Here is a 21,337-nt window from a genome sequence, read left to right as displayed (position 1 = left end):
TCGCGCGTTGTTCGCCGGCGCAGGGAGAGGATTGGCCTGGAACGGTAACGTATCGCAACCGGTGCAATGCATTTACACCGGGCAACACGGATTTTTTCACTCTTTATCGGATTTCTGTGATCGCGGTGGTGGACAAAATCCTGCCTGCTTGCTGTACTGTAATCGACACAGGTTTTGTGTCTTTCATTCACGTTAAAGGTAAGTTTGATGTCTAAGATTAAAGGTAGCGTTAAGTGGTTTAATGAATCCAAAGGCTTCGGTTTCATTACTCCGGAAGATGGTAGCAAGGACGTTTTCGTTCACTTTTCTGCCATCGTTAGCAATGGTTTCAAAACGCTTGCTGAAGGCCAGCGTGTAGAGTTTGAAATCACGAACGGTGCCAAAGGCCCATCTGCCGCTAACGTTACTGCTATCTAAGCTGCGTAGCTGAATTTCTTAAAACCCGCTCATTGAGCGGGTTTTTTATTGGGCGCGTTATGCGCCGCTACGGCGGGCCAACAGGCTGAACAGCAGGATGGCGATGGCGTAACAGCCGACGATGGTCAGCGCCATCGACAGGCCCGAAGTGCCGCCCAGCCCGGTGAGCGGCACGGCGCAGGCGCCAAGGGCGAACATGCACACGCCGATCAAGGCCGAGGCGCTGCCCGCTTTGTCCCCCTGGCTTTGCATCGCCAGTGAAGAGGCGGTCGGACCGACGATGCCGATCACCGCCACCGAGAAGAACAGCGGCACCAGCAACACGGCCAGCGGCGCATGCAGCGCGGCGGCCAACAGCAGCAACAACGACGCGCCGGCCGCCAGCGTTAACCCGCCCCTCAATACCCGGCGTTCCCCCCAACGTGAACTGAGACGGCTGGCCAGTTGCGCCGCAATGATCAGCCCGACGCCGTTAATGGCGAAGCACAGGCTGAACATCTGCGGGCTGAGGCCGTAGATCTGCTGCAAGACGAAAGGCGAAGCGCCGATATAGGCGAACATGCCGGCCATCACGAAGCCCTGTGTCAGGCACAGGCCCATGAAATAGCGCTGGGTCAGCAACCCGCCGAGCGACATCAGCATCGCCAGGATACCGCCCTGGCTGCGGCGCTCGACCGGCAGGGATTCGCGCAGCTTCAACGCCGACAGGCTGAACAGCAGTACGGCGATGGCCGCCAGCACGCCGAAGATACCGCGCCAGTTCATCACCTGCAGCATGACGCCGCCCAGCACCGGCGCGACGATCGGCGCCAGGCCGTTGACCAGCATCAGCAGGGCGAAGAAGCGGGTCAGTTCATGGCCGGCGTACAGATCGCGGGCAATGGCGCGGGAAATCACCGCGCCGCCGGCGCCGGCGATGCCCTGCAGCAGGCGGGCGATCAGCAGCTGGTCGATGGTGGGCGCCAGCGCGCACCACAGCGAAGCGCCGAGCAGCAGGATCAGCGACAGCAACAGCGGGCGCATACGGCCCAGCTTGTCGCTGTAAGGGCCAAAAATCAGCTGGCCGACGCCCAGGCCGAGCAGCCCGGCGGTCAGACTGAGCTGCGCGGCGGCGGTAGAGGTATTCAGCTCGCCCGCCATTTCCGGCAGGGCGGGCAGATAGAGATCGGTGCACAGCGGCCCCAGCGCGGCCAGCAGGCCAAGCACGACGGCGTACACCAGACGTTGTCTGGCTAAGTGTTTGGTCATGGGAGATTAAGATTTCCTGAACAGGTGAGAAATGGCCTGCTGATACAGATCGCGCAGCAGGGACGCATCGGCTTTTTGCGTGGTAAGGATACGGTAACCGGTGCCTTCGCTCATGACGGCGATAAACTCCACCCGCGCGGCGATCTCCTCCGCGCTGAAATGGGGATACAGCCGCTGCAGATTGTGGCACACGTGGCGAAACAGCCGCGCTTCCGCATCGCTGAGCATTTTGGCCACCACCGGGTTGCGCGTGGCCTCGGCGGTCACTTCTAGCATCAGCATGTGATCGGTTTCGCTCTCGCCCGGCTGCTGAAACAGCGTGCGCGCCGCCAATGTGCCGGCGATCAGGTTGATGTGATCGCCAAGGTTTTCCAGCCGCTGCATCTTGTTGGTGATGATGCGGTTGACGATCTCTTCGATAATCGCGTCTTTATTGGCGAAATAGCGATAGATTTGCCCGACGCTGAGCTGCGAGCCCTGGGCGATCTCCGCCATGCTGGCGGCGTGGAAGCCGTGGCGGCGAAAGCTGGTTTTCGCCGCTTCGACGATCTGATCGCGGCGAGCCTGCACTTTGGCCTGTTTACTGTCGTTGGGGGGGAGCATCTGCCCGATCCTTTGCTACGCGTGAGCCGGGTTCACATTTTTGAGTGTGAACGTTCATTCTCAATTGTAGTGTAAACGGCCGGAAAGACGCAAGATGAACGCGTGCTGCGGGGAAAAGGCGCTTATGTGAACAGGTAGGATTTGATAAAGGCGGCGACGATCAGGACGCACAGCGCAACGGCAATCGCTTCGGCGGCGGTTTTCGGCAGGCTAAACATAGCGGTTTCTCATCCAGTCAGGGGTACTGGATGAGATTATGCGCATGCAAGATTAAGGAAACATTAAGGGCTTAGCGCCCGTTGAGCCACATCACCAGCATAAAGGCCAGCAGCGTCATCGCCAGCGAGCCGGCCAGGTTGAGCAGCATGTTGGCCAGCGCCCAGCCGAAGCGGCCATCCTGCATCAGGTATACCACCTCCAGCGAAAAGGTGGAGAAGGTGGTCAGGCCGCCGCAGAACCCGGTGGTGATCAGTAATTTCCAGGTGGGATCCAGATGCGTCATGCGGGTGAAAATCGCCATCGCCAGGCCGATGATAAAACCGCCGATCAGATTGACCATCAGCGTACCGAGCGGAATGTGGGCGTTCAGCGGATTCATTTTCATGCTTACCGCCCAGCGCAAAACGCTGCCGACGCCGCCGCCGATAAATACGGCCAGTAAAGAGCTCAACATGGGGCAACTACCTTTCAATCAGAGAAATTCACGAGGCTCGGAAAGGGACAGGCGTAACGCTACGCGCCTCTCTCCGAGAGGTTACGTAGACATCATCAGCCTGTGAAGGCGGTTAGGGAGGAATGTCATCTCCAGCGTGCCGCACGGCCTTTTTCGCCGCACCCGGTGGATGTTACACCTAACGCCGCCTATTTTGTAGTATCGACACTCTGCGAGGTAAAACGGATGGAAATCAGAACGGCGCGTCTGAGCGACCGGCACGCTATCGCTGAATTAATGACGGCGCTGGATTATCCTGGCACCGAGGCGTTTCTGACGCAGCGAATGCAGCAATTGTTGGCGCATCCGGATGAGGCGCTGCTGGTGGCGGCGGACGGGGAGCAGGTGTTGGGCGTGTTGTCGCTGCATTTCCTGCCGCAGCTGGCGTTGGCCGGCGACATTGGCCGCATCAGCTATTTTTGCGTCGACGATCGGGCGCGCGGCGCGGGCGTAGGGCGGCGGCTGCTGGCGGCAGGCGAGGCGCTGGCGCACCGTCGCGGCTGCGATCGGCTGGAAGTCCATTGCCACAGCCGCCGCGAGCGGGCGCATGCTTTTTACCGGCGCGAAGGCTTTGTCGAAGCGCCGAAGTATTTTGCCAAGTTATTAAGTCAGTAAGTTACTTCCCTGGCGGCGCCGCCGTTTCCAGCCGGTTGCGGCCATTCTGCTTCGCCCGATAGAGCGCGCCGTCGGCCGCTTTCAGCCAGTCAAGATAGCCGCCCAGCGCGGGGTGGTAGTCAGCGATACCGGCGCTGATCTGCAGCCGCAGCTGCGGCGCCTCCTTGAAGCTGACCGCGTCCAGCCGCTGCTGGATGCGGCGCAGAACGATTCCCGCCTGTTCAGCGTTAGTGTTCGGCAGCACCGCGCCAAACTCGTCGCCGCCGTAGCGCCCGACGATATCCACGTTGCGCATGCCGATCAGCAACTCTTCCGCCAACGCCGCCAGGGCCTCATCCCCCAAAGCATGGCCGAAGGTGTCGTTGATGGTTTTGAAGCGATCGATATCCATCAGAATCAGCGTGGCGTTATCCTGGTAGCGGCGGCAACTGTCGAACTGGCGATGCAGCAGGTGCTCCCAGTGGCGGCGGTTATATAAGCCGGTCAGCCCATCGCGGGTGCTGATGCGTTGCAGCTCTTGTTTCTTTTCCGCCAGTCGTTTGGCGGTGCGGTAGGTCACCAGCCCAAGCAGCGTCGGATACAGGTAGATCATCGGCAGGCACAGATAGATTTGCAGCGCCGTGCTGTGCGGGTGAAACGGGAAGCCGAGCAGCGCGGCGGTGAGCATCGCCGTGGTCAGTTGAATGGCCAATCCTTTCACAAACAGCGCTTTGCCGGCCGAAGCGATGTTGTTCATGCTCATCATCGACAGGATGACGATGGCGGGCAGCGCGTTGAACGCCATCATCGCCGCCCAGAAGCCGCCGAAGGCGGAGTCGATCAAGAGGTTGCGGATCTCGGCTTTGAACGGTTCTTTGGCGCGGCAGGCCAGGCGATAGGCGAGATGCGGCCAGAGAAAGCCGTGAAAGGCCAGCAATAGCCAGACCGCCGTGGGCGGAGCCAAGGGGTAGAGCGCGGCGCAAACGCAGATAAAGCCGAGCCCCAGACCGGCGACGCGGGGCAGATAGGTGCGTTTGGCGAAGCTGAGGCCGGATTTTCGGGCATCGAAAATGGGTGGAGCAATATACATCCGGCATCTCCCTGATAGGCATCACGGCAGCGTAGCATGCGGGTGATAAACTAAGAATAGTCTTGGATTCACGCCGCGGGGGCGCGTGGCATTCCTGCGACGGATCTCACTCTGTTACATGTTGCGGTTGTGCGAGCCGAAGGAAAGTCGCTAAATATTCGCAGGCAAGGTCAGTTTTTCTCGCTGTTCACGCAGCGCTCTATGATAAGAAGGTGAGTATGGAAGGTATCAGCATTACCAAACTTCTGGTGATTGCGGTGTTGGTGATTTTACTGTTCGGCACCAGCAAACTGCGCACGCTCGGCGCCGATCTTGGCGCGGCGCTGAAAGGCTTTAAAAAAGCGGTGGGCGACGACAGCACGCCGCCGGCCGCCGGCAACAATGCCGCCGAGAACCAGTCCGCTCAGCAGAGCGTCGAAAAGAAAGACGTTTAATTCCGTCTGATGGCGCGCAATAAAAAACGGATGCCTTGCGGACATCCGTTTTTTGGCGTTTCCGCCGTCTTTAGCGTAACAAACTATTACGCGTTATTTCACTTCCATCCCTTTGGCCTGCAGATCGGCGTGGTAAGACGAACGCACGAACGGGCCGCAGGCGGCATGGGTGAAGCCCATCGCCATCGCTTCTTCTTTCATCTCGTCAAACTCGGCCGGGCTGACGTAGCGCTGCACCGGCAGGTGGTGACGGCTCGGCTGCAGGTACTGGCCCAGCGTCAGCATGGTCACGCCGTGGCGACGCAGATCGCGCATCACTTCAATGATTTCCGCGTTGGTTTCGCCCAGGCCAACCATCAGGCCGGATTTGGTCGGGATATCCGGGTGCGCTTCTTTAAAGCGCTCCAGCAGCTTCAACGACCACTCGTAGTTGGCGCCCGGACGCACCTGGCGGTAGACGCGCGGCACGTTTTCCAGGTTGTGGTTGAACACGTCCGGCGGCGTGGCGGTGAGGATCTCCAGCGCGCGATCCATACGGCCGCGGAAGTCCGGAACCAGCGTTTCAATTTTGATGTTCGGGCTCTTGGCGCGGATGGCCGAGATGCAGTCGGCAAAGTGTTGAGCACCGCCGTCGCGCAGGTCGTCACGGTCAACCGAGGTGATCACCACGTAACGCAGCGCCATGTCGGCGATGGTTTGCGCCAGCTTTTCCGGCTCGTTGGCGTCTGGCGCGATCGGGCGGCCGTGGGCCACGTCGCAGAACGGGCAACGACGGGTGCAGATAGCACCGAGGATCATAAAGGTGGCGGTACCGTGGTTGAAACACTCGGACAGGTTAGGGCACGAAGCTTCCTCACAGACGGAGTGCAGACCGTTCTTGCGCATGGCGGCTTTGATGCCCTGAATGCGCGTTGAGTCGGCAGGCAGTTTGATCTTCATCCACTCGGGTTTACGCAACAGCTCCTGCCGTTCGGTGACCACCGTTTTGACCGGGATCAGCGCCATTTTGTCAGCATCGCGGTATTTGACGCCGCGTTCCATCTGAATTGGTTTACTCATAATCGTGCAGGTTCCAGTTACGAAGCTCGACCGTCTGGTAGCCGAGTAAATGAACAAATTCCTGTACCAGGATTGGGTGTATGTCTTCAATGCCAACGCCGGGCGCCAGCGCGCTGACCTGCGTCATCTGCATGCCGGCGTAACCGCAAGGATTGATGCGTTGGAAGGGGCTGAGATCCATCGCCACATTCAGGGCCAGGCCGTGGAATGAGCTGCCTTTGCGGATCCGCAAACCCAACGAACAGATTTTCTGCTCCCCCACGTACACGCCGGGCGCATCCGGACGGGCGCGCGATGCGAGGCGGAAGTGGGCGAGGGTGTTGATAACCGTATCTTCTATCGCCGTGACCAATTGGCGTACGCCGACCTTGTTGCGCTTCAGATCGACCATCACGTACATCACCTGCTGGCCCGGCCCGTGGTAGGTCACCTGGCCGCCGCGATCGCTCTGGACAACCGGGATATCGCCGGGCATCAGCACGTGTTCGGCTTTGCCGGCCTGGCCCTGGGTGAATACCGGGTGATGCTGCACCAGCCACAGCTCGTCCGGCGTAGTCTCGGTACGACTGTCGGTGAAGTTATGCATGGCTTGGGATACAGGCGCGTAGGGCTGCAACCCCAGCTGACGCAAAATGATCTTGTCTGGTTGCAAAAGAGTCATCGTCAGGTTACAGAAGTGGTAAAGCCATTATACCGGGCGCTCCGGCTGGCGGCCAGCCTTTCGCTGACCAAAAATGCGCAACCCGGGAAGACGCTGCGCCATCCCGGGTTGATAAGCAGGGGTTTATGCTGGAATTACAGCACCATGCGAACAATTTCAATGTTGCCCAACTCTTCGTACAGGGTTTCGACCTGCTCGATGTGAGTGGCGTTGATGGTGATGGAAACCGAGTGGTAGTTGCCTTTGCTGCTCGGCTTAACCTGCGGGTTGTAATCGCCCGGCGCATGGCGCTGCACCACTTCAACTACCTGGTCAACCAGCTCAGGCTGCGCCAGGCCCATCACCTTGTAGGTAAACGAGCAAGGGAATTCGAGCAGTTCGTTCAGTTTAGTTTTTTGCATGTGCGTGCGCTCCAGAGTGCTAGCTAATCTATAAATTATAACTCCCGCCGGGGCGGGAGTTAATGTTATTCAGTATATGGGGGCAATTTCGCCCGTTTCAACCGTTAACCGAACCAGTGGTGGAACATCAGTTTGATGTAGTCCACGATGCGGCTGAAGAAACCGCCTTCTTTCACTTCGTTCATCACCACCAGCGGACGCTGGTCGATGGTTTTGCCGTCCAGCTGGAAGTTGATGCTGCCCACCACCTGGTTTTTCGCCAGCGGCGCGTGAATTTCCGGCGTGTTCAGCACATAGCTGGCCTTCAGATCTTTCATGCGGCCGCGCGGGATGGTCAGGTAGACGTCTTTATCCACGCCCAGCTCAACGCGGTCGGCATCGCCGAACCAGACCGGCTCGGAGGCGAACTCTTTACCGACTTTCAGCGGTGCCACGGTTTCGAAGAAGCGGAAGCCCCAGGTCAGCAGTTTCTTGCTCTCGGCTTCGCGGCCTTTGTAGGTGCGGCCGCCCATCACGGCGGAGATCAGACGCATCTGGCCTTCGGTCGCCGAAGCCACCAGGTTGTAACCCGCTGCGTCGGTATGACCGGTTTTGATGCCGTCGACGTTCAGGCTGTTATCCCACAGCAGACCATTACGGTTCATCTGGCGGATATTGTTGAAGGTGAACTCTTTTTCTTTATAGATCGCGTACTCTTCCGGCACGTCGCGGATCAGCGCCTGGCCGATCAGCGCCATGTCGCGCGCCGAACTGTACTGGCCCTGGGCATCCAGGCCGTGTACCGTCTGGAAGTGAGTGTTCTGCAGGCCCAGTTTGCTGACGTAGGTGTTCATCAGGTTAACGAATGCGTCCTGGCTGCCGGCGACGTAGTCGGCCATCGCCACGCAGGCGTCGTTACCGGACTGCAGGTTGATGCCGCGGGTCAGTTTGGAGACCGGCACGCGATCGCCCGGCTTCAGGAACATCAGCGAGGAGCCTTTGAACACCGGGTTGCCGGTCGCCCAGGCGTCCTGGCCGACGGTCACCAGATCGTCCTGGCCGATTTTACCCGCTTTCAGCGCCTGGCCGATGACGTAGCTGGTCATCATTTTGGTCAGGCTGGCCGGATCGCGACGCGCATCGGCGTTCATCTCGGCCAGCACTTTGCCGGAGTTGTAATCAATCAGGATGTACGCTTCCGCATCGATCTGCGGGACACCTGGGATCATGGTTTTGATGTTAACGTCATCGGCGTGCGCAACGGAGGCTGCGCTCATTGCGATAACGGTGCCGAGGGCGATGCTTTTGATTAAGCGAAAAGAAGTTACTTGTTTCATGATCGGGACTACAACATCCGTGAAAGTAAAGTTAAAAAACGAGCCACACTATAGCAGATGCGATCCCGGCAGGCATTACCCATTCATCTGACTAATTGCGGTTAGTACCCTTTTAGCTGCAAGAAAATGTTTCAGCTAAATAACCGCTTATCGGCCGTGAATGCCCGCCGGGCTTAACGCTCAGGGTGCAGCAGTAACGAAAGACTGTTGTTGCGCTTCGCTCGCCAGGCGTTGCTGCAGCTGGGCCGCCTGCTGACGGCTGCTGAACGGGCCGAGCTGAACGCGATAAACGTTGCCGTTGGCCGCTACTTTGCCCGGGACGCCAAACTGTTGGCTCAGGCTCTGTTGCCAGCTCTGGGCGCGTTCGGCGCTGCTCAGCGCGCCGACCTGCACCACGTAGCCGCCGGCAGAGGCGGCGGCAGCCGTACCGACAGCCGCAGCGCCGGCCGCGACCGGTGCGGCCACCGCTGCGACTTCAGGTTCAGAACCTTCCAGCACGCCGGCCGGTAATGCGCTTGGCGCGCCGAGGAAACCGCTGCGGCCGTTGGCGGCATTGCCGCCGGCAGCAGGGGCGCTGTTGTCGTCGGTGCGCAGGGTGCTGTTATCGATCGGGCGCACCGCCGCGCCGCTGGCGACCGGCACGTCCTGTTGAATGGGGGTGCCCATGCCGCTGGCGCCGAGATCCGGGCGCGCCGGCAGGGCGTAGCTCTGTTTCGCCACGATGGTGCCGATGGTGCCGGGGCCGCTCAGCGTGCCATCCGGCGCCACGTTGATGAAATCGACTTTGACCTTGGTGTTGTTGGACAGGTTGAGGCGATCGGCGGCGGCTTTCGACAGATCGATGATGCGGCCCTTGGTGTATGGCCCGCGATCGTTGACGCGCACCACCAGCTGACGGCCGTTGGCCAGGTTGGTGACGCGCACATAGCTTGGGATCGGCAGCGTTGGGTGCGCCGCCGTCAGGCCGTTGGGGTCAAACTGCTCGCCCAGCGCCGTGGTGTTGCCGTTGGCCTCTTCGCCATACCAGGCCGCCAGGCCGGTCTGAGAGAAGTTCTGCGGATCTTTTACGATGCGGTAAGTATCGCCATTAACCTTATAATCCTGCATGTTATTAGGGTTATAGGGTTCATATTGAGGCTCGACGCCGCCGATTTCCACCACCGGGCCGTTGTACGGCTGCGGAGGGGCTTGCTGTTCCGTGGTCGGGGCGGTACAGGCGGAGAGCAACACCGCCGCGACGCCGATCCAAAGCCATTCCTTACGCATTACTCACCTCTTATAAACTTTTAGACAGCATTTTCCGATGCGTGTGGATCGACATGATGATGCCGAAACCGGCCATCAACACTATCAGCGCCGAACCCCCGTAACTGACCAGAGGCAAAGGTACGCCAACTACCGGCAAAATGCCACTGACCATACCGATGTTAACAAAGACATAAACGAACAAAATCAGCATCAAGCCGCCGACCATCACGCGGCCGAAGGTGGTTTGCGCCTTGGCGGCGATCATCAGCCCGCGAATGATCACCAGCAGGTAGAGCGCCAGCAGCACCAACACCCCGATCAGTCCCAGCTCTTCGGCCAACACGGCGAAGATAAAGTCGGTATGGCGCTCCGGCAGGAACTCCAGCTGCGACTGGGTGCCGTGCAGCCAGCCCTTGCCGGACAGGCCGCCGGAGCCGATAGCGATCTTGGATTGAATGATGTGATAACCGGCGCCGAGCGGATCGCTTTCCGGATCGAGCAGCATCATCACGCGGTCGCGTTGATAACCGTGCATCAGGAAGAACCACAGCACCGGGATAAAGGCCGCCAGCGCGACGGCGGCGACGGCGATCAGCTTCCAGCTCATGCCCGACAGGAACAGCACGAACAGGCCGGAGGCGGCGATCAGGATCGAGGTGCCGAGATCCGGCTGCGCGGCCACCAGCAGCGTCGGCAGGAAGATCAGCACCAGCGCGATGGCGGTGTTTTTCAGCGAAGGCGGGCAAACGTCGCGGTTCATAAAGCGCGCCACCATCAGCGGCACGGCGATCTTGGCGATTTCCGACGGCTGGAAGCGCACCACGCCGAGATCCAGCCAGCGCTGCGCGCCTTTACTGATCTGGCCGAAGGCGTCCACCAGGATCAGCAAAATCACGCAGAAAATATACAGATAGGGCGCCCAGCTTTCGTAGACGCGCGGCGGGATTTGCGCCATGACGGCCATCACGATCAGCCCCATGACGATCTGCCCGATCTTGCGCTCCATCATGCCGATGTCCTGGCCGCTGGCGCTCCACATCACGAAGGCGCTGTAGACCAGCAGGGCCAGGATCAGCAGCAGGAACGTCGGATCGATGTGGATTTTGGTCCAGATCGAGCCTTTTTGTTGGCTTTCAGTCATGTTCTACCTTAGTCACCTTCTACGCCAGGCGGCAGCGGGGCCTCGCTTGGCAATTGCGTATTGTTGTCGCCCAGCAGAATATGGTCGAGGATCTGGCGGGTGATGGTGCCCACCGCCGGACCGGAGCCGCCGTTTTCCAGAATGATGGCGACCGACACCGTCGGGTTGTTGAACGGCGCGAAGGCGGTCATCAGCTTGTGATCGCGCAGGTGCTCCGCCAGTTTGTGGGCGTTGTAGGTTTCGTAGCCGAATACCTGTGCGGTACCCGATTTCGCCGCGGCTTTATAAGGTGCGTCCGCAAAGTACTTGCGCGCCGTCCCGTTCGGACGGTTGGCCACACCATACATGCCGTCTTTGGCGATTTCCCAGAAGCCGGAGTGAATATCGCCGATTTGCGTGCTCTCTTCCTGTTTGAACGGCACCAGCGCGCCGTTGACGCGGGTGCTCTGCAGCAGGTGCGGCGTTTTGACGGTGCCGTCGTTGATCAGGGTGTTCAGCGCTTTGGCCATCTGGATCGGCGTGGCGGTCCAGTAACCCTGGCCGATGCCCACCGGAATGGTGTCGCCCTGATACCACGGCTTTTTATAGCGTTTCAGCTTCCACTCGCGCGTCGGCATCAGGCCGGATCGTTCTTCGGACAGATCGATGCCGGTGTACTGGCCGTAACCGAATTTGGTCAGCCAGCTCGACAGCCGATCGATCCCCATGTCATAGGCGACCTGATAGAAGTAGGTATCCGCGGATTCTTCCAGCGCTTTGGTGACGTTCAGGCGGCCGTGGCCCCATTTTTTCCAGTCGCGGAAGCGTTTTTCCGAGCCGGGCAGTTGCCACCAGCCGGGATCGAACACCACGGTGTTTTTGGTGATCACCCCGGCGCTCAGCGCCGACACCGCGATGTAAGGCTTCACCGTTGACGCGGGCGGATAGACCCCCTGCGTAGCGCGGTTGATCAGTGGGCGATTCGGATCGTTCAGCAGGCCCTGATAGTCCTTGCTGGAAATGCCGTCCACGAACAGGTTCGGATCGTAACTCGGGTTGGACACCATCGCCAGGATGGCGCCGGTGCGCGGATCGCTTACCACCACCGCGGCGCGGCTGCCGACCAGCAGTTGCTCGATATAGCGCTGCAGATCAAGATCGAGCGTCAGGTAAACGTCCTGACCGGCGGAAGGCGGTTGCTCGTGCAATTGGCGGATCACCCGGCCGCGGTTGTTGACCTCGACCTCTTCATAGCCTGTTTTGCCGTGCAGCGTGTCTTCGTAATAGCGTTCGATGCCCAGCTTGCCGATATCGTGGGTGGCGGCGTAGTTGGCCAGCTTGCCGTCTTTGTCCAAACGTTCGACGTCGCGGTCGTTGATCTTCGACACATAGCCGGTGACGTGGGTAAGGGCGGAACCATAGGGGTAGTAGCGGCGTTGATAGCCTTTCACTTCCACGCCGGGGAAGCGGAACTGATTGACCGCAAAGCGGGCGACCTGCACCTCGGTTAGCGCGGTTTTCACCGGAATGGAGACGAAACGGCGTGAGCGCTTGCGCTCTTTTTCGAAATTGGCGATGTCGTCGTCGGTCAGATCGACCACCGTGCGCAGCGCCTGTAGCGTGGCTTTGAGATCGTCGACCTTCTCCGGCATCAGCTCCAGCTGATAAATGGTGCGGTTGAGCGCCAGTGGGGTGCCGTTGCGATCGTAGATAATGCCTCGGCTGGGCGCGATGGGCACCAGCTTGATGCGGTTTTCGTTGGAGCGGGTGCGGTAATCCTCGACGCGGACCACTTGCAGATTATACAGGTTGGCGATCAGGATGCCGGACAGCACCAGGATGACCAGGAACGCCACCAGGGCGCGGCGTACAAACAGGGCGGATTCAGCCGTATAGTCGCGAAAAGGGTTACGTTCTATTTTCATCCCGCTGCTTTATTTCACTCTGTCACGGTCACCACCGGCTATTCCCGGTGGTAAGGATGATTTGTTGTAATACTCCAGGCGCGGTAGAGGCTTTCGGCCACCAGGACGCGCACCAAAGGATGCGGCAGCGTCAACGGAGAAAGCGACCAGCTCTGCTCGGCAGCGGCTTTGCAGGCGGGCGCCAGCCCTTCCGGGCCGCCGATCAGCAAGCTGACGTTGCGGCCATCCTGCTTCCAGCGCTCAAGCTGCTGCGCCAGCTGCGGCGTTTCCCACGGCGTGCCTGGGATATCCAGCGTAACGATGCGGTTGCCTTTGCCCACCGCCGCCAGCATCTGTTCGCCTTCCTTGTCCAGAATGCGCTTGATGTCGGCGTTTTTGCCGCGTTTGCCCGCCGGGATCTCGGTCAGCTCAAACGGCATATCTTTGGGAAAGCGGTGCAGGTAATCCATAAAGCCGGTTTGCACCCAGTCTGGCATTTTGGTGCCGACCGCCACCAATTGCAGTTTCACCGCTTAGCTCCAGAGTTTTTCCAGCTCGTACAGGCGACGGCTTTCTTCCTGCATCACGTGCACGATCACTTCGCCCAGATCGACCACGATCCAGTCGGAGGCTTCCTGGCCTTTCATGCCGTACAGCTCCATGCCCGCGGCGCGGGATTCCTGCACCACGTGGCTGGCGATCGACATCACGTGGCGCGTCGAGGTGCCGGTGCAGATGATCATGCAATCGGTGATGCTGGATTTGCCCTGAACGTCCAGAGCGATAATGTCTTGGCCTTTCAGATCATCGATTTTATCGATGACGAAATCTTGGAGCGCTTTACCTTGCAAAGGTTCCCCCTCGGGTGTGTTCTGTTCAGTCGGCTGCGGCGGGCAAAATGCGCGCGCCGCGGCGTAACCGGATAATGGTTTCGGCAGGCTGCCGCTGAAAGCCAGCTAACTGGTGACTGCCCGGCCAGCTAAGGTTTCCGGGGTTTTCAGCGGATACCTGAAAAATAGCGGCGCAGTATATCACGCACCTTTCGCTAGCGATATAAACCCTGCAACTCGATATAGCGCTGCACTGGGCGCGGCAGCAGGTCGTCGCAGTTGAGGCCCTGATGGCGACGCTGGCGGATCTCGGTGGCGGAAATTTCCAGCTCCGGCGTATCGGCCAAATAGATGTGGCCGTGCGGGCGACGGCTGAGCAGCGCCGGGTCGGCGGTGCGATGGCGTTCCAGCCACTGCTGCAGTTCCGGCGTGTCCATGCGATCGTTATAGCCCGGGCGCGCCAGCACCAGCAGGTGGCAGACGTCCAACAGCGCCTGCCAGCGGTGCCACTTATGCAGCGTCAGCAGCGAGTCCTGGCCAATAATAAACGCCAGCGGCTGGGCGGCGCCACGCTCTTTACGAATCGTTTCCAACGTCTCGATGGTGTAGGAGGGAGTCGTGCGGTGCAGTTCGCGATCGTCGACCGCAAACAGCGGATTGCCGGCGATCGCCAGCTCGACCATCTTCAGGCGCTGCTGCGCATTGGCCTCCGGCTGCGGGCGGTGCGGCGGCACGTGGTTAGGCAGCAGCGTGACGCGATTCAGGCCCACTTCGGCGGCCAGCGCCTCCACCGGCCGCAGGTGGCCGTAGTGGATCGGGTCAAAGGTGCCGCCGAACAGCGCGTGCAATACGGTGGGGTGTTCCGGATTAGTGGGCATCGCTAAAACTCGTGGCCAGGGGTTTGCCGCACAGCAGCATCGACAGGGTTTCCAGTTCCGGCCAGACCGACTGACCATAGTCCTGCTTGAGCGTCAGCTCGATTTGCGTCAGCAGCTGCACCGCCTGCTGCAGCTGGGGGCCGGACAGGCGTTGCAACGCCTGGGTCACCAGCGGGCGGCGGTTCTGCCAGACCTTATGCTGGTCGAACAGCGTGCGCAGCGGCGCGGAAGCCATGCGGCGCTGCAGCGTCAGCAACAGCAGCAGTTCGCGCTGCAGGGTGCGCAGCAGGATCACCGGCTCGACATCCTCTTGCTGCAGCTGCTGCAAGATATGCCAGGCGCGCTTGCTCTTGCCGGCCAGCAAGGCGTCCAGCCAGTGGAACGGCGTGAAGTGGGCGGCGTCGTTCACCGCCTGCTCGACGCGCGGCAGGGTGAGCTTGCCGTCCGGATGCAGCAGCGACAGCCGCTCCAGTGCTTGCGACAGCGCCAGCAGGTTGCCTTCGTAGCAGTAGCACAGCAACTGGTTGGCGGCGTCGTCCAACTCCAGCTTCATCGCCTTGGCGCGTGCGGCGACCCAGCGCGGCAGCTGCGCCTGTTCCGGCGTCTGGCAGCTGACGAGAGCGCCATGCGGGCTGAGCGCCTTGAACCAGGCGCTGTTTTCCTGCGCTTTGGTGAGGCGCGGGCCGCGCAGGATCAGCAGAATATCCTCGTGCAGCAGCGTGGCCAGCTTGGTCAGCTGTTCGCCGATCGGCGCCGTCGGGCCGTTTTCCGGGAAGATCAGCAGCAGCGTTTGGCGGCTGGCGAACAGGCTCATCGCCTGGCAGATGCCGAAGATGGCGTCCCAGTCGGTATGGGCGTCGAGGGAAATGCTGTAGTGCTCGCTGAACTGCTGCTGTTGCGCAGCCTGCCGGAGCAGATCCTGGCTTTCCTGCAGCAGCAGCGGTTCATTGCCGCTCAATAAATAACAAGCGCGCAGCCCCTCTCGGAGCTGCGCGGCAAGTTGTTCCGGATAAATACGGATCATTGTGCGGTTTGGCTTGCCGCTCGTTCGCCGGCGGCAGCGGCTTTTTGCCGGTTTTCTTCTTCCGCCGCATGCACGGTCAGCAGTTTGCGCACCAGTTGCTGCGCCGCCTGCTCACGCATTTCCTGGCGAATGATCTCCTGCTCGGAGTCTTTGGCCAGCGCGGTCAGCGGGTTGTCGAAGAACGAACGGAACACTTTCACCGACAGCGGATACAGGTCGTGGCCCGGGAGCAGCACCTGCGCCTGCACGGTCAGCACCAGCTGGTACTCGGCGGTTTTACCGTCCTGGAAGATCGAGGCGGTATCCTGGCTTTCCGTCGCGCCGATGATGCGCAGGGAAGGCACGTCTTTACGCTTCGGATCGCTGACGATGGTCACGTCGTTCAGACGCAACTGCTCACGCACCGCGCGCGTCAACGGACCATAAGGGTCGGCGCTGTCGAGGATCAGCGTTTTCATTTCATTAGGCACCTGCGTGGTGCCACGCAGGTGAAAACCGCAGCCGGCGGTGACCAGCACCGCCAACCCCAGCAACAGCGTCAGAATACGTTGTCGCACAACTCCTCCTTGTGTTAACCCACAACCAGGTTAAGCAGTTTGCCCGGAACGTAGATCACTTTACGAATCGTGACGCCGTCCAGATATTTAGCCACCAGATGCTCTTCGGCAGCGCGCGCGCGCACTTGCTCTTCGGTCGCATCGGCAGATACGGTGATTTTAGCGCGAACCTTGCCGTTCACCTGCACCACCACCAGCTTGGAGTCCTCGACCATCGCCTGCTCGTCGGCAACCGGCCATGGCGCGGTGTCCACGTCGCCTTCGCCACCCAACGCCTGCCACAGGGTGAAGCACACGTGCGGGGTGAACGGATACAGCATGCGAACCACGGCCAGCAGCGCTTCCTGCAGCAGCGCGCGATCCTGCTCGCTCTCCTGCGGCGCGCGGGCCAGCTTGTTCATCAGCTCCATCACGGCGGCGATCGCGGTGTTGAAGGTCTGACGGCGGCCGATATCGTCGGTCACCTTGGCGATGGTTTTGTGCAGATCGCGGCGCAGCGCTTTCTGATCTTCGTTCAGCGCCGCCACGTCCAGCGGCTGCACCGCGCCTTTTTCCACGTGATCGTAGGCCAGTTTCCACACGCGTTTCAGGAAGCGGTTAGCCCCTTCCACGCCGGATTCCTGCCACTCCAGCGTCATTTCTGCCGGTGAAGCGAACATCATGAACAGACGCACGGTGTCCGCGCCGTATTTTTCCACCATCTCCTGCGGGTCGATGCCGTTGTTCTTCGACTTCGACATTTTGCTCATGCCAGCATAGACCAGTTCACGGCCTTGCGGATCGGTGGCTTTAATGATGCGGCCTTTGTCGTCGCGCTCGACGGTGGCGTCAACCGGGGATACCCAGACGCGTTCGCCGCTGTTGCCGGTGTAGTAGAAGGCGTCGGCCAGCACCATGCCCTGACACAGCAGGCGCTTGGCCGGCTCGTCGGAATCCACCAGGCCCGCATCGCGCATCAGCTTGTGGAAGAAGCGGAAGTACATCAGGTGCATAATGGCGTGTTCGATGCCGCCGATATATTGATCGACCGGCAGCCAGTAGTTGGCGGCGGCCGGATCCAGCATGCCCTGGTCATACTGCGGGCAGGTGTAGCGCGCGTAGTACCAGGAAGACTCCATAAAGGTGTCGAAAGTGTCGGTTTCGCGCAGCGCCGGCTGGCCGTCGACGGTGGTCTTCGCCCACTCAGGGTCGGCCTTGATCGGGCTGGTGATGCCGTCCATGACCACGTCTTCCGGCAGGATCACTGGCAGTTGGTCTTCCGGCGTCGGCATCACGGTGCCGTCTTCCAGCGTCACCATCGGGATTGGCGCGCCCCAGTAACGCTGGCGGGAAACACCCCAGTCGCGCAGACGGTAGTTGACCTTGCGTTGGCCGACGCCTTTGGCGACCAGTTTGTCGGCGATGGCGTTGAAGCCGGCTTCATTGTCCAGACCGTCGAACTCGCCGGAGTTGAACAGCGCGCCTTTGTCGGTCATCGCTTCGGCGCTTACGTCAGGCTGGCTGCCGTCGAGGTTCAGGATCACCGGTTTGATCGGCAAATCATATTTGGTGGCGAATTCCCAGTCGCGCTGGTCGTGCGCCGGTACCGCCATCACGGCGCCGGTGCCGTATTCCATCAGCACGAAGTTGGCGACCCACACCGGCAGCTTCTCGCCGCTCAGCGGGTGGACAACGAACAGGCCGGTCGGCATGCCTTTCTTCTCCATCGTCGCCATTTCGGCTTCGGCAACTTTGGTGTTGCGGCATTCGTCGATGAACTCGGTCAGCGCCGGATTGTTGCGCGCGCCCTGTTGCGCCAGCGGGTGGCCCGCGGCGACCGCCACGTAGGTGGCGCCCATGAAGGTGTCCGGGCGGGTGGTGTAAACCGTCAACTTCTCTTCGCTGTCCGCCACGTCGAAGGTGATTTCCACGCCTTCGGAGCGGCCAATCCAGTTGCGCTGCATGGTTTTCACCTGCTCCGGCCAGCTTTCCAGCGTGTCCAGATCGTTCAGCAGCTGATCGGCGTAAGCGGTGATTTTGATGAACCACTGCGGGATCTCTTTACGCTCGACCTTGGTGTCGCAGCGCCAGCAGCAGCCGTCGATAACCTGTTCGTTGGCCAGCACGGTCAGATCGTGCGGACACCAGTTCACCGCCGAAGTCTTCTTGTAGACCAGGCCTTTTTCATACAGTTTGGTGAAGAACCACTGTTCCCAGCGATAGTATTCCGGCTGGCAGGTGGCGATTTCGCGATCCCAGTCGTAGCCGAAGCCCAGCAGTTTCAACTGGTTCTTCATGTATTCGATGTTGTCGTAGGTCCACGGGGCCGGCGCGGTGTTGTTTTTCACCGCCGCGCCTTCCGCCGGCAGGCCGAACGCATCCCAGCCGATCGGCTGCAGTACGTTTTTGCCCAGCATGCGCTGATAGCGCGAGATCACGTCGCCGATAGTGTAGTTACGAACGTGGCCCATGTGCAGTCGGCCGGACGGGTAAGGCAGCATGGATAGGCAGTAGTACTTTTCCTTGCTGTCGTCTTCGGTAACTTTGAAAGTCTGCTTCTCTTGCCAGTGAAGCTGTACGTTCGATTCTATGTCTTCTGGACGGTATTGCTCTTGCATGGCGGCCGGTGGTCCTGTAGGTGTAAACCGTTGCCCCGGTCAGAGGCAACGCAATGAACATTTAGTATTCGTAGATCCGCATAGCATAGCTGATAAGACCTCCCGGCAACAACTCCAAGCGCCTGACTCGGCGCATTTAAAAAAAACGCCGTCATGACGCGGCTCACAACCTGCGGATCCCGCGTCTTGCCAAGTGGCATCAGTCATTTACGGCTAAAATAAGAACAAGTAGCTTAGGGGGGATCCCTACAGCCAAGTCCGGCGCAGCGTTTATCGAGGAGAGTCTATGAACAAGGTTGCTCAGTATTACCGCGAATTGGTGGCATCGTTGAGCGAACGCCTGAAAAACGGCGAACGCGATATCGATGAACTGGTGGCCAGCGCGGAGCGGCGCTTGAACGAGGCCGAAGATTTGACCCGCGACGAAGTGCGGCAGGTGACGCAGGCGGTGCGGCGCGATCTGGAAGAGTTCGCGCGCAGCTATCAGGAGAGCCGGGACGAGTTTACCGACAGCGTGTTTATGCGCGTGATCAAAGAGAGCCTGTGGCAGGAACTGGCGGATATCACCGACAAAACCCAGCTGGAGTGGCGCGAGGTATTCAAGGATGTCAGCCACCACGGCGTTTACCACAGCGGTGAAGTGGTGGGGCTGGGCAACCTGGTGTGCGAGCAGTGTCACTACCATCTGGCGTTTTACACGCCGGAGGTGCTGCCGCTCTGCCCGAAATGCGGTCACGACCAATTCCAGCGCCGGCCGTTTGAACCGTGATGACGTTCCCCGGCAGGGCGGGGAACGCTAAGGCTGGCGTTTAACGGAACAGTTTCTTCAGCAGATTGCTCAGGAAACCGCCGCTGACGGTTGCCGGGGCAACTTCCGCCTGCGCCGGTGCGCTGGCCGGTACGGCGACGCCGGCCGGGATTTTCTGCGCGATCGCGATGCGGCTGTCCTGGGCGGCTTTCTCCGCCGCTTCCGGGCCGTAGGCGAAGCCTTCCGCCAGCACGAATTCAACGTCGGTGATGCCGATAAAGCCCAGGAACAACTTCACGTACGGCGTGATCAGATCCGTCGGCGTGTCGGCGTGGACGCCGCCGCGGCTGGAGATGACGATCGCTTTCTTGCCCGTCACCAGCCCTTCGGCGCCGGCGGAGGTATAGCGGAACGTCTGGCCGGCGCGGGCGATAAGATCGAAGTAGATCTTCAACTGCGTCGGGATGTTGAAGTTGTACATCGGGGCGCTGATGATCAGCGTGTCGTGCGACTTCAGCTCGGCAATCAGCTCATCGGACAGCGCCAGGGTGCTTTGCTGATGCGGCGTCAGCGGTTTGTCGCCGGCGGTAAAGCCGGCCATCACTTCACCATCCAGCTCCGGCAGCGTTGGGTTGGCCAAATCGCGCACGGTGAACGTGTCTTCAGGGTGAGTTTCACGCCATTGTTCAACAAAAAAATCGACTAATTTTCCAGACTGGGAATATTCACCCAGAATGCTTGATTTCAGGACCAGTACGCGGCTCATTGGCTTATCTCCAGGCGAAGGCTAATCGGTAACGATGTCAGTCGGTGTAAACGCATGGTAGAGGCAAGCCATGAACAGTGATAGCGCAAAAATTCGCTGAGTTAAATCAAAAAAGTTGAATGAGGGGCGCGAGCGCGCCCCGATAGGATCAATAACGCGCTACGCGCTCGGCCAGCAGATCGATAAAGCCCTCGCGGTTGATGCCGGTCAGCACTTCCACGTTGGCCGCGTTGCCGGTTTGCTGGAAATAGTCCACCACCGTCATGCCGACGGTGTAGTCCCCTTTGGTCTCCACGCCGACCCAGCGTTCTACGCCGGTGAACAGCTGCGGCGCCAGCAGCCAGGCGATGGTGCAGGGATCGTGCATCGCTGCGCCGGGCAGGCCGCGCGGATGGCTGAGGTACAGCGGCAGGTAAAAATCGAGCATCTCCGCGACCGCCTGCGCGACCGGATTGTCTATCTGGCGAATGCGCTCGATATCCTGCGGCAACACCAGCGCCTGATGGGTGACGTTCAGGCCGGCCATGGTCAGCGGCACGCCGGATTTCAACACCATCTCGGCGGCTTCGGGATCGACGAAGATGTTGAACTCCGCCACCGGCGTGGTATTGCCGGCGTTCATGCCGCCGCCCATGAATACGATGCGCTCGATGCGGCTTTTCAGCTCGGCGTGCTGGGCCAGCAGCAGGGCGATGTTGGTCATCGGGCCGGTCACCACCAGGGTGATCGGCTGCGGGCTGGCGCGCAGCAGGTCGGCGATCAGCTCAACGGCGCCGCGGGGATCGGGTTTGAGGGTCGGCGTCGGCAGGTGGGTGTTGCCCATGCCGGTTTTGCCGTGGACATAGTCGGCGATCACCAGCTCGCGCATCAGCGGCCCGCCGGCGCCGGCGGCGACCGGGATGTCCTCGCGCTGCATCAGGGTCAGCAGGCCCAGCGCGTTATGCAGGGTTTTCTCCGGCGTCTGGTTGCCGGCGGAGGTGGTAATGGCTTTGACGTCCAGCTCCGGCGAACGCAGCGCCATGGCCAGCGCGATGGCGTCGTCGAGGCCGGGATCGCAATCGATGATAATAGGGCGGGGCATGTTCTTTCTCCTCTGTTTGTTATCCAGCGAGCATCGGATCAAAACCGGG

General features: G+C 60.3%; 23 protein-coding genes and 1 riboswitch. Of the genes, 4 read left to right on the top strand and 19 right to left on the bottom strand.

From position 1 onward, the window contains the following. Window positions 1-207 precede the first annotated feature (207 nt). Complete coding sequence (gene cspE, locus CRO23_RS18475; protein ID WP_004940030.1) at window positions 208-417, top strand: transcription antiterminator/RNA stability regulator CspE; 210 nt, start codon at window positions 208-210, stop codon at window positions 415-417. Between the two features lie 57 nt (window positions 418-474). Here cspE and CRO23_RS18470 read toward each other — a convergent pair whose 3' ends face one another. From CRO23_RS18470 to crcB, 3 genes are all read right to left on the bottom strand, one after another. Next, window positions 475-1,665, bottom strand: a complete 1,191-nt coding sequence (locus tag CRO23_RS18470) for a multidrug effflux MFS transporter (protein WP_097102618.1) — start codon at window positions 1,663-1,665, stop codon at window positions 475-477. Window positions 1,666-1,671: 6 nt separating this feature from the next. Beyond that, window positions 1,672-2,268: a TetR/AcrR family transcriptional regulator gene (locus tag CRO23_RS18465; protein ID WP_016928784.1), complete on the bottom strand. Its 597-nt coding sequence runs from the start codon at window positions 2,266-2,268 to the stop codon at window positions 1,672-1,674. Window positions 2,269-2,557: 289 nt separating this feature from the next. Next, complete coding sequence (gene crcB / locus CRO23_RS18460; protein ID WP_016928782.1) at window positions 2,558-2,941, bottom strand: fluoride efflux transporter CrcB; 384 nt, start codon at window positions 2,939-2,941, stop codon at window positions 2,558-2,560. A 79-nt stretch (window positions 2,942-3,020) separates the two neighbouring features. Continuing rightward, a riboswitch (Fluoride riboswitch) is annotated at window positions 3,021-3,083 on the bottom strand. Between the two features lie 83 nt (window positions 3,084-3,166). Between crcB and CRO23_RS18455 the strand changes: the two genes are divergently transcribed. Continuing rightward, window positions 3,167-3,595, top strand: a complete 429-nt coding sequence (locus CRO23_RS18455; RefSeq protein ID WP_079449585.1) for a GNAT family N-acetyltransferase — start codon at window positions 3,167-3,169, stop codon at window positions 3,593-3,595. A 1-nt stretch (window position 3,596) separates the two neighbouring features. Here the strand turns inward: CRO23_RS18455 and CRO23_RS18450 are convergent, their stop codons facing one another. Beyond that, window positions 3,597-4,664: a diguanylate cyclase gene (locus CRO23_RS18450; protein ID WP_049299645.1), complete on the bottom strand. Its 1,068-nt coding sequence runs from the start codon at window positions 4,662-4,664 to the stop codon at window positions 3,597-3,599. 218 nt (window positions 4,665-4,882) lie between these two features. Here CRO23_RS18450 and tatA point away from each other — a divergent pair, with 218 nt between their 5' ends. Continuing rightward, window positions 4,883-5,098 carry a Sec-independent protein translocase subunit TatA gene (gene tatA / locus CRO23_RS18445; protein ID WP_079449583.1) on the top strand — a complete coding sequence of 72 codons (216 nt, stop codon included), beginning with the start codon at window positions 4,883-4,885 and terminating at the stop codon, window positions 5,096-5,098. 93 nt (window positions 5,099-5,191) lie between these two features. On the opposite strand, the gene lipA is transcribed toward tatA, so the two are convergent. The 13 genes from lipA to leuS all read right to left on the bottom strand — a co-directional run bounded on the left by lipA (window position 5,192) and on the right by leuS (window position 18,693). Further along, window positions 5,192-6,157, bottom strand: a complete 966-nt coding sequence (gene lipA, locus CRO23_RS18440; protein WP_004940018.1) for a lipoyl synthase — start codon at window positions 6,155-6,157, stop codon at window positions 5,192-5,194. After that, complete coding sequence (gene lipB, locus CRO23_RS18435) at window positions 6,150-6,818, bottom strand: lipoyl(octanoyl) transferase LipB (protein WP_015376934.1); 669 nt, start codon at window positions 6,816-6,818, stop codon at window positions 6,150-6,152. Before lipB ends, lipA begins: the two co-directional genes overlap by 8 nt. 134 nt (window positions 6,819-6,952) lie before the next feature. Next, window positions 6,953-7,219, bottom strand: coding sequence for a DUF493 family protein YbeD (ybeD, locus tag CRO23_RS18430; protein ID WP_004940012.1), 267 nt, complete (start codon window positions 7,217-7,219; stop codon window positions 6,953-6,955). Window positions 7,220-7,323: 104 nt separating this feature from the next. Continuing rightward, window positions 7,324-8,535 carry a D-alanyl-D-alanine carboxypeptidase DacA gene (dacA, locus tag CRO23_RS18425; protein ID WP_004940010.1) on the bottom strand — a complete coding sequence of 404 codons (1,212 nt, stop codon included), beginning with the start codon at window positions 8,533-8,535 and terminating at the stop codon, window positions 7,324-7,326. A 180-nt stretch (window positions 8,536-8,715) separates the two neighbouring features. Further along, window positions 8,716-9,801: an endolytic peptidoglycan transglycosylase RlpA gene (gene rlpA / locus CRO23_RS18420; protein ID WP_097102616.1), complete on the bottom strand. Its 1,086-nt coding sequence runs from the start codon at window positions 9,799-9,801 to the stop codon at window positions 8,716-8,718. A gap of 10 nt (window positions 9,802-9,811) precedes the next feature. Beyond that, on the bottom strand, window positions 9,812-10,924 hold the full coding sequence (mrdB, locus tag CRO23_RS18415) for a peptidoglycan glycosyltransferase MrdB (protein WP_004940006.1): 1,113 nt from the start codon (window positions 10,922-10,924) through the stop codon (window positions 9,812-9,814). A gap of 8 nt (window positions 10,925-10,932) precedes the next feature. Further along, a complete protein-coding gene (gene mrdA, locus CRO23_RS18410) occupies window positions 10,933-12,828 on the bottom strand; it encodes a peptidoglycan DD-transpeptidase MrdA (RefSeq protein WP_016928775.1) in 1,896 nt (631 codons plus the stop codon). Between the two features lie 38 nt (window positions 12,829-12,866). Next, window positions 12,867-13,337 (bottom strand): 23S rRNA (pseudouridine(1915)-N(3))-methyltransferase RlmH, encoded by a 471-nt coding sequence (rlmH, locus tag CRO23_RS18405; RefSeq protein ID WP_004940002.1) that lies wholly within the window; start codon window positions 13,335-13,337, stop codon window positions 12,867-12,869. 3 nt (window positions 13,338-13,340) lie between these two features. Beyond that, window positions 13,341-13,658, bottom strand: coding sequence for a ribosome silencing factor (gene rsfS, locus CRO23_RS18400; protein ID WP_016928774.1), 318 nt, complete (start codon window positions 13,656-13,658; stop codon window positions 13,341-13,343). Window positions 13,659-13,852: 194 nt separating this feature from the next. After that, on the bottom strand, window positions 13,853-14,515 hold the full coding sequence (nadD, locus tag CRO23_RS18395; protein WP_015376938.1) for a nicotinate-nucleotide adenylyltransferase: 663 nt from the start codon (window positions 14,513-14,515) through the stop codon (window positions 13,853-13,855). Further along, entirely contained in the window at window positions 14,505-15,539 is a 1,035-nt protein-coding gene (holA, locus tag CRO23_RS18390) for a DNA polymerase III subunit delta (protein WP_016928772.1), read from the bottom strand. Before holA ends, nadD begins: the two co-directional genes overlap by 11 nt. Beyond that, window positions 15,536-16,096 carry an LPS assembly lipoprotein LptE gene (gene lptE / locus CRO23_RS18385; RefSeq protein WP_016928771.1) on the bottom strand — a complete coding sequence of 187 codons (561 nt, stop codon included), beginning with the start codon at window positions 16,094-16,096 and terminating at the stop codon, window positions 15,536-15,538. Before lptE ends, holA begins: the two co-directional genes overlap by 4 nt. Window positions 16,097-16,110: 14 nt before the next feature. Next, window positions 16,111-18,693: a leucine--tRNA ligase gene (leuS, locus tag CRO23_RS18380; RefSeq protein WP_033641093.1), complete on the bottom strand. Its 2,583-nt coding sequence runs from the start codon at window positions 18,691-18,693 to the stop codon at window positions 16,111-16,113. 286 nt (window positions 18,694-18,979) lie between these two features. On the opposite strand from leuS, the gene CRO23_RS18375 reads away from it, so the two are divergent. Next, a complete protein-coding gene (locus CRO23_RS18375; RefSeq protein ID WP_004939988.1) occupies window positions 18,980-19,462 on the top strand; it encodes a zinc ribbon-containing protein in 483 nt (160 codons plus the stop codon). Between the two features lie 40 nt (window positions 19,463-19,502). Here CRO23_RS18375 and CRO23_RS18370 read toward each other — a convergent pair whose 3' ends face one another. Both CRO23_RS18370 and rihA read right to left on the bottom strand, forming a co-directional pair. Next, the gene (locus tag CRO23_RS18370; protein WP_016928769.1) at window positions 19,503-20,207 is read right to left on the bottom strand and encodes an FMN-dependent NADH-azoreductase; all 705 of its coding nucleotides are present in this window, start codon (window positions 20,205-20,207) and stop codon (window positions 19,503-19,505) included. Between the two features lie 148 nt (window positions 20,208-20,355). Beyond that, window positions 20,356-21,288: a pyrimidine-specific ribonucleoside hydrolase RihA gene (rihA, locus tag CRO23_RS18365; protein ID WP_016928768.1), complete on the bottom strand. Its 933-nt coding sequence runs from the start codon at window positions 21,286-21,288 to the stop codon at window positions 20,356-20,358. Window positions 21,289-21,337: the final 49 nt, after the last annotated feature.

The organism is Serratia sp. JKS296, assembly GCF_900215445.1.
Lineage (GTDB): Bacteria > Pseudomonadota > Gammaproteobacteria > Enterobacterales > Enterobacteriaceae > Serratia > Serratia marcescens.
The sequence above is the reverse complement of the archived record's forward strand: the minus strand, read 5'-3'. Positions and strand labels throughout refer to the sequence as shown.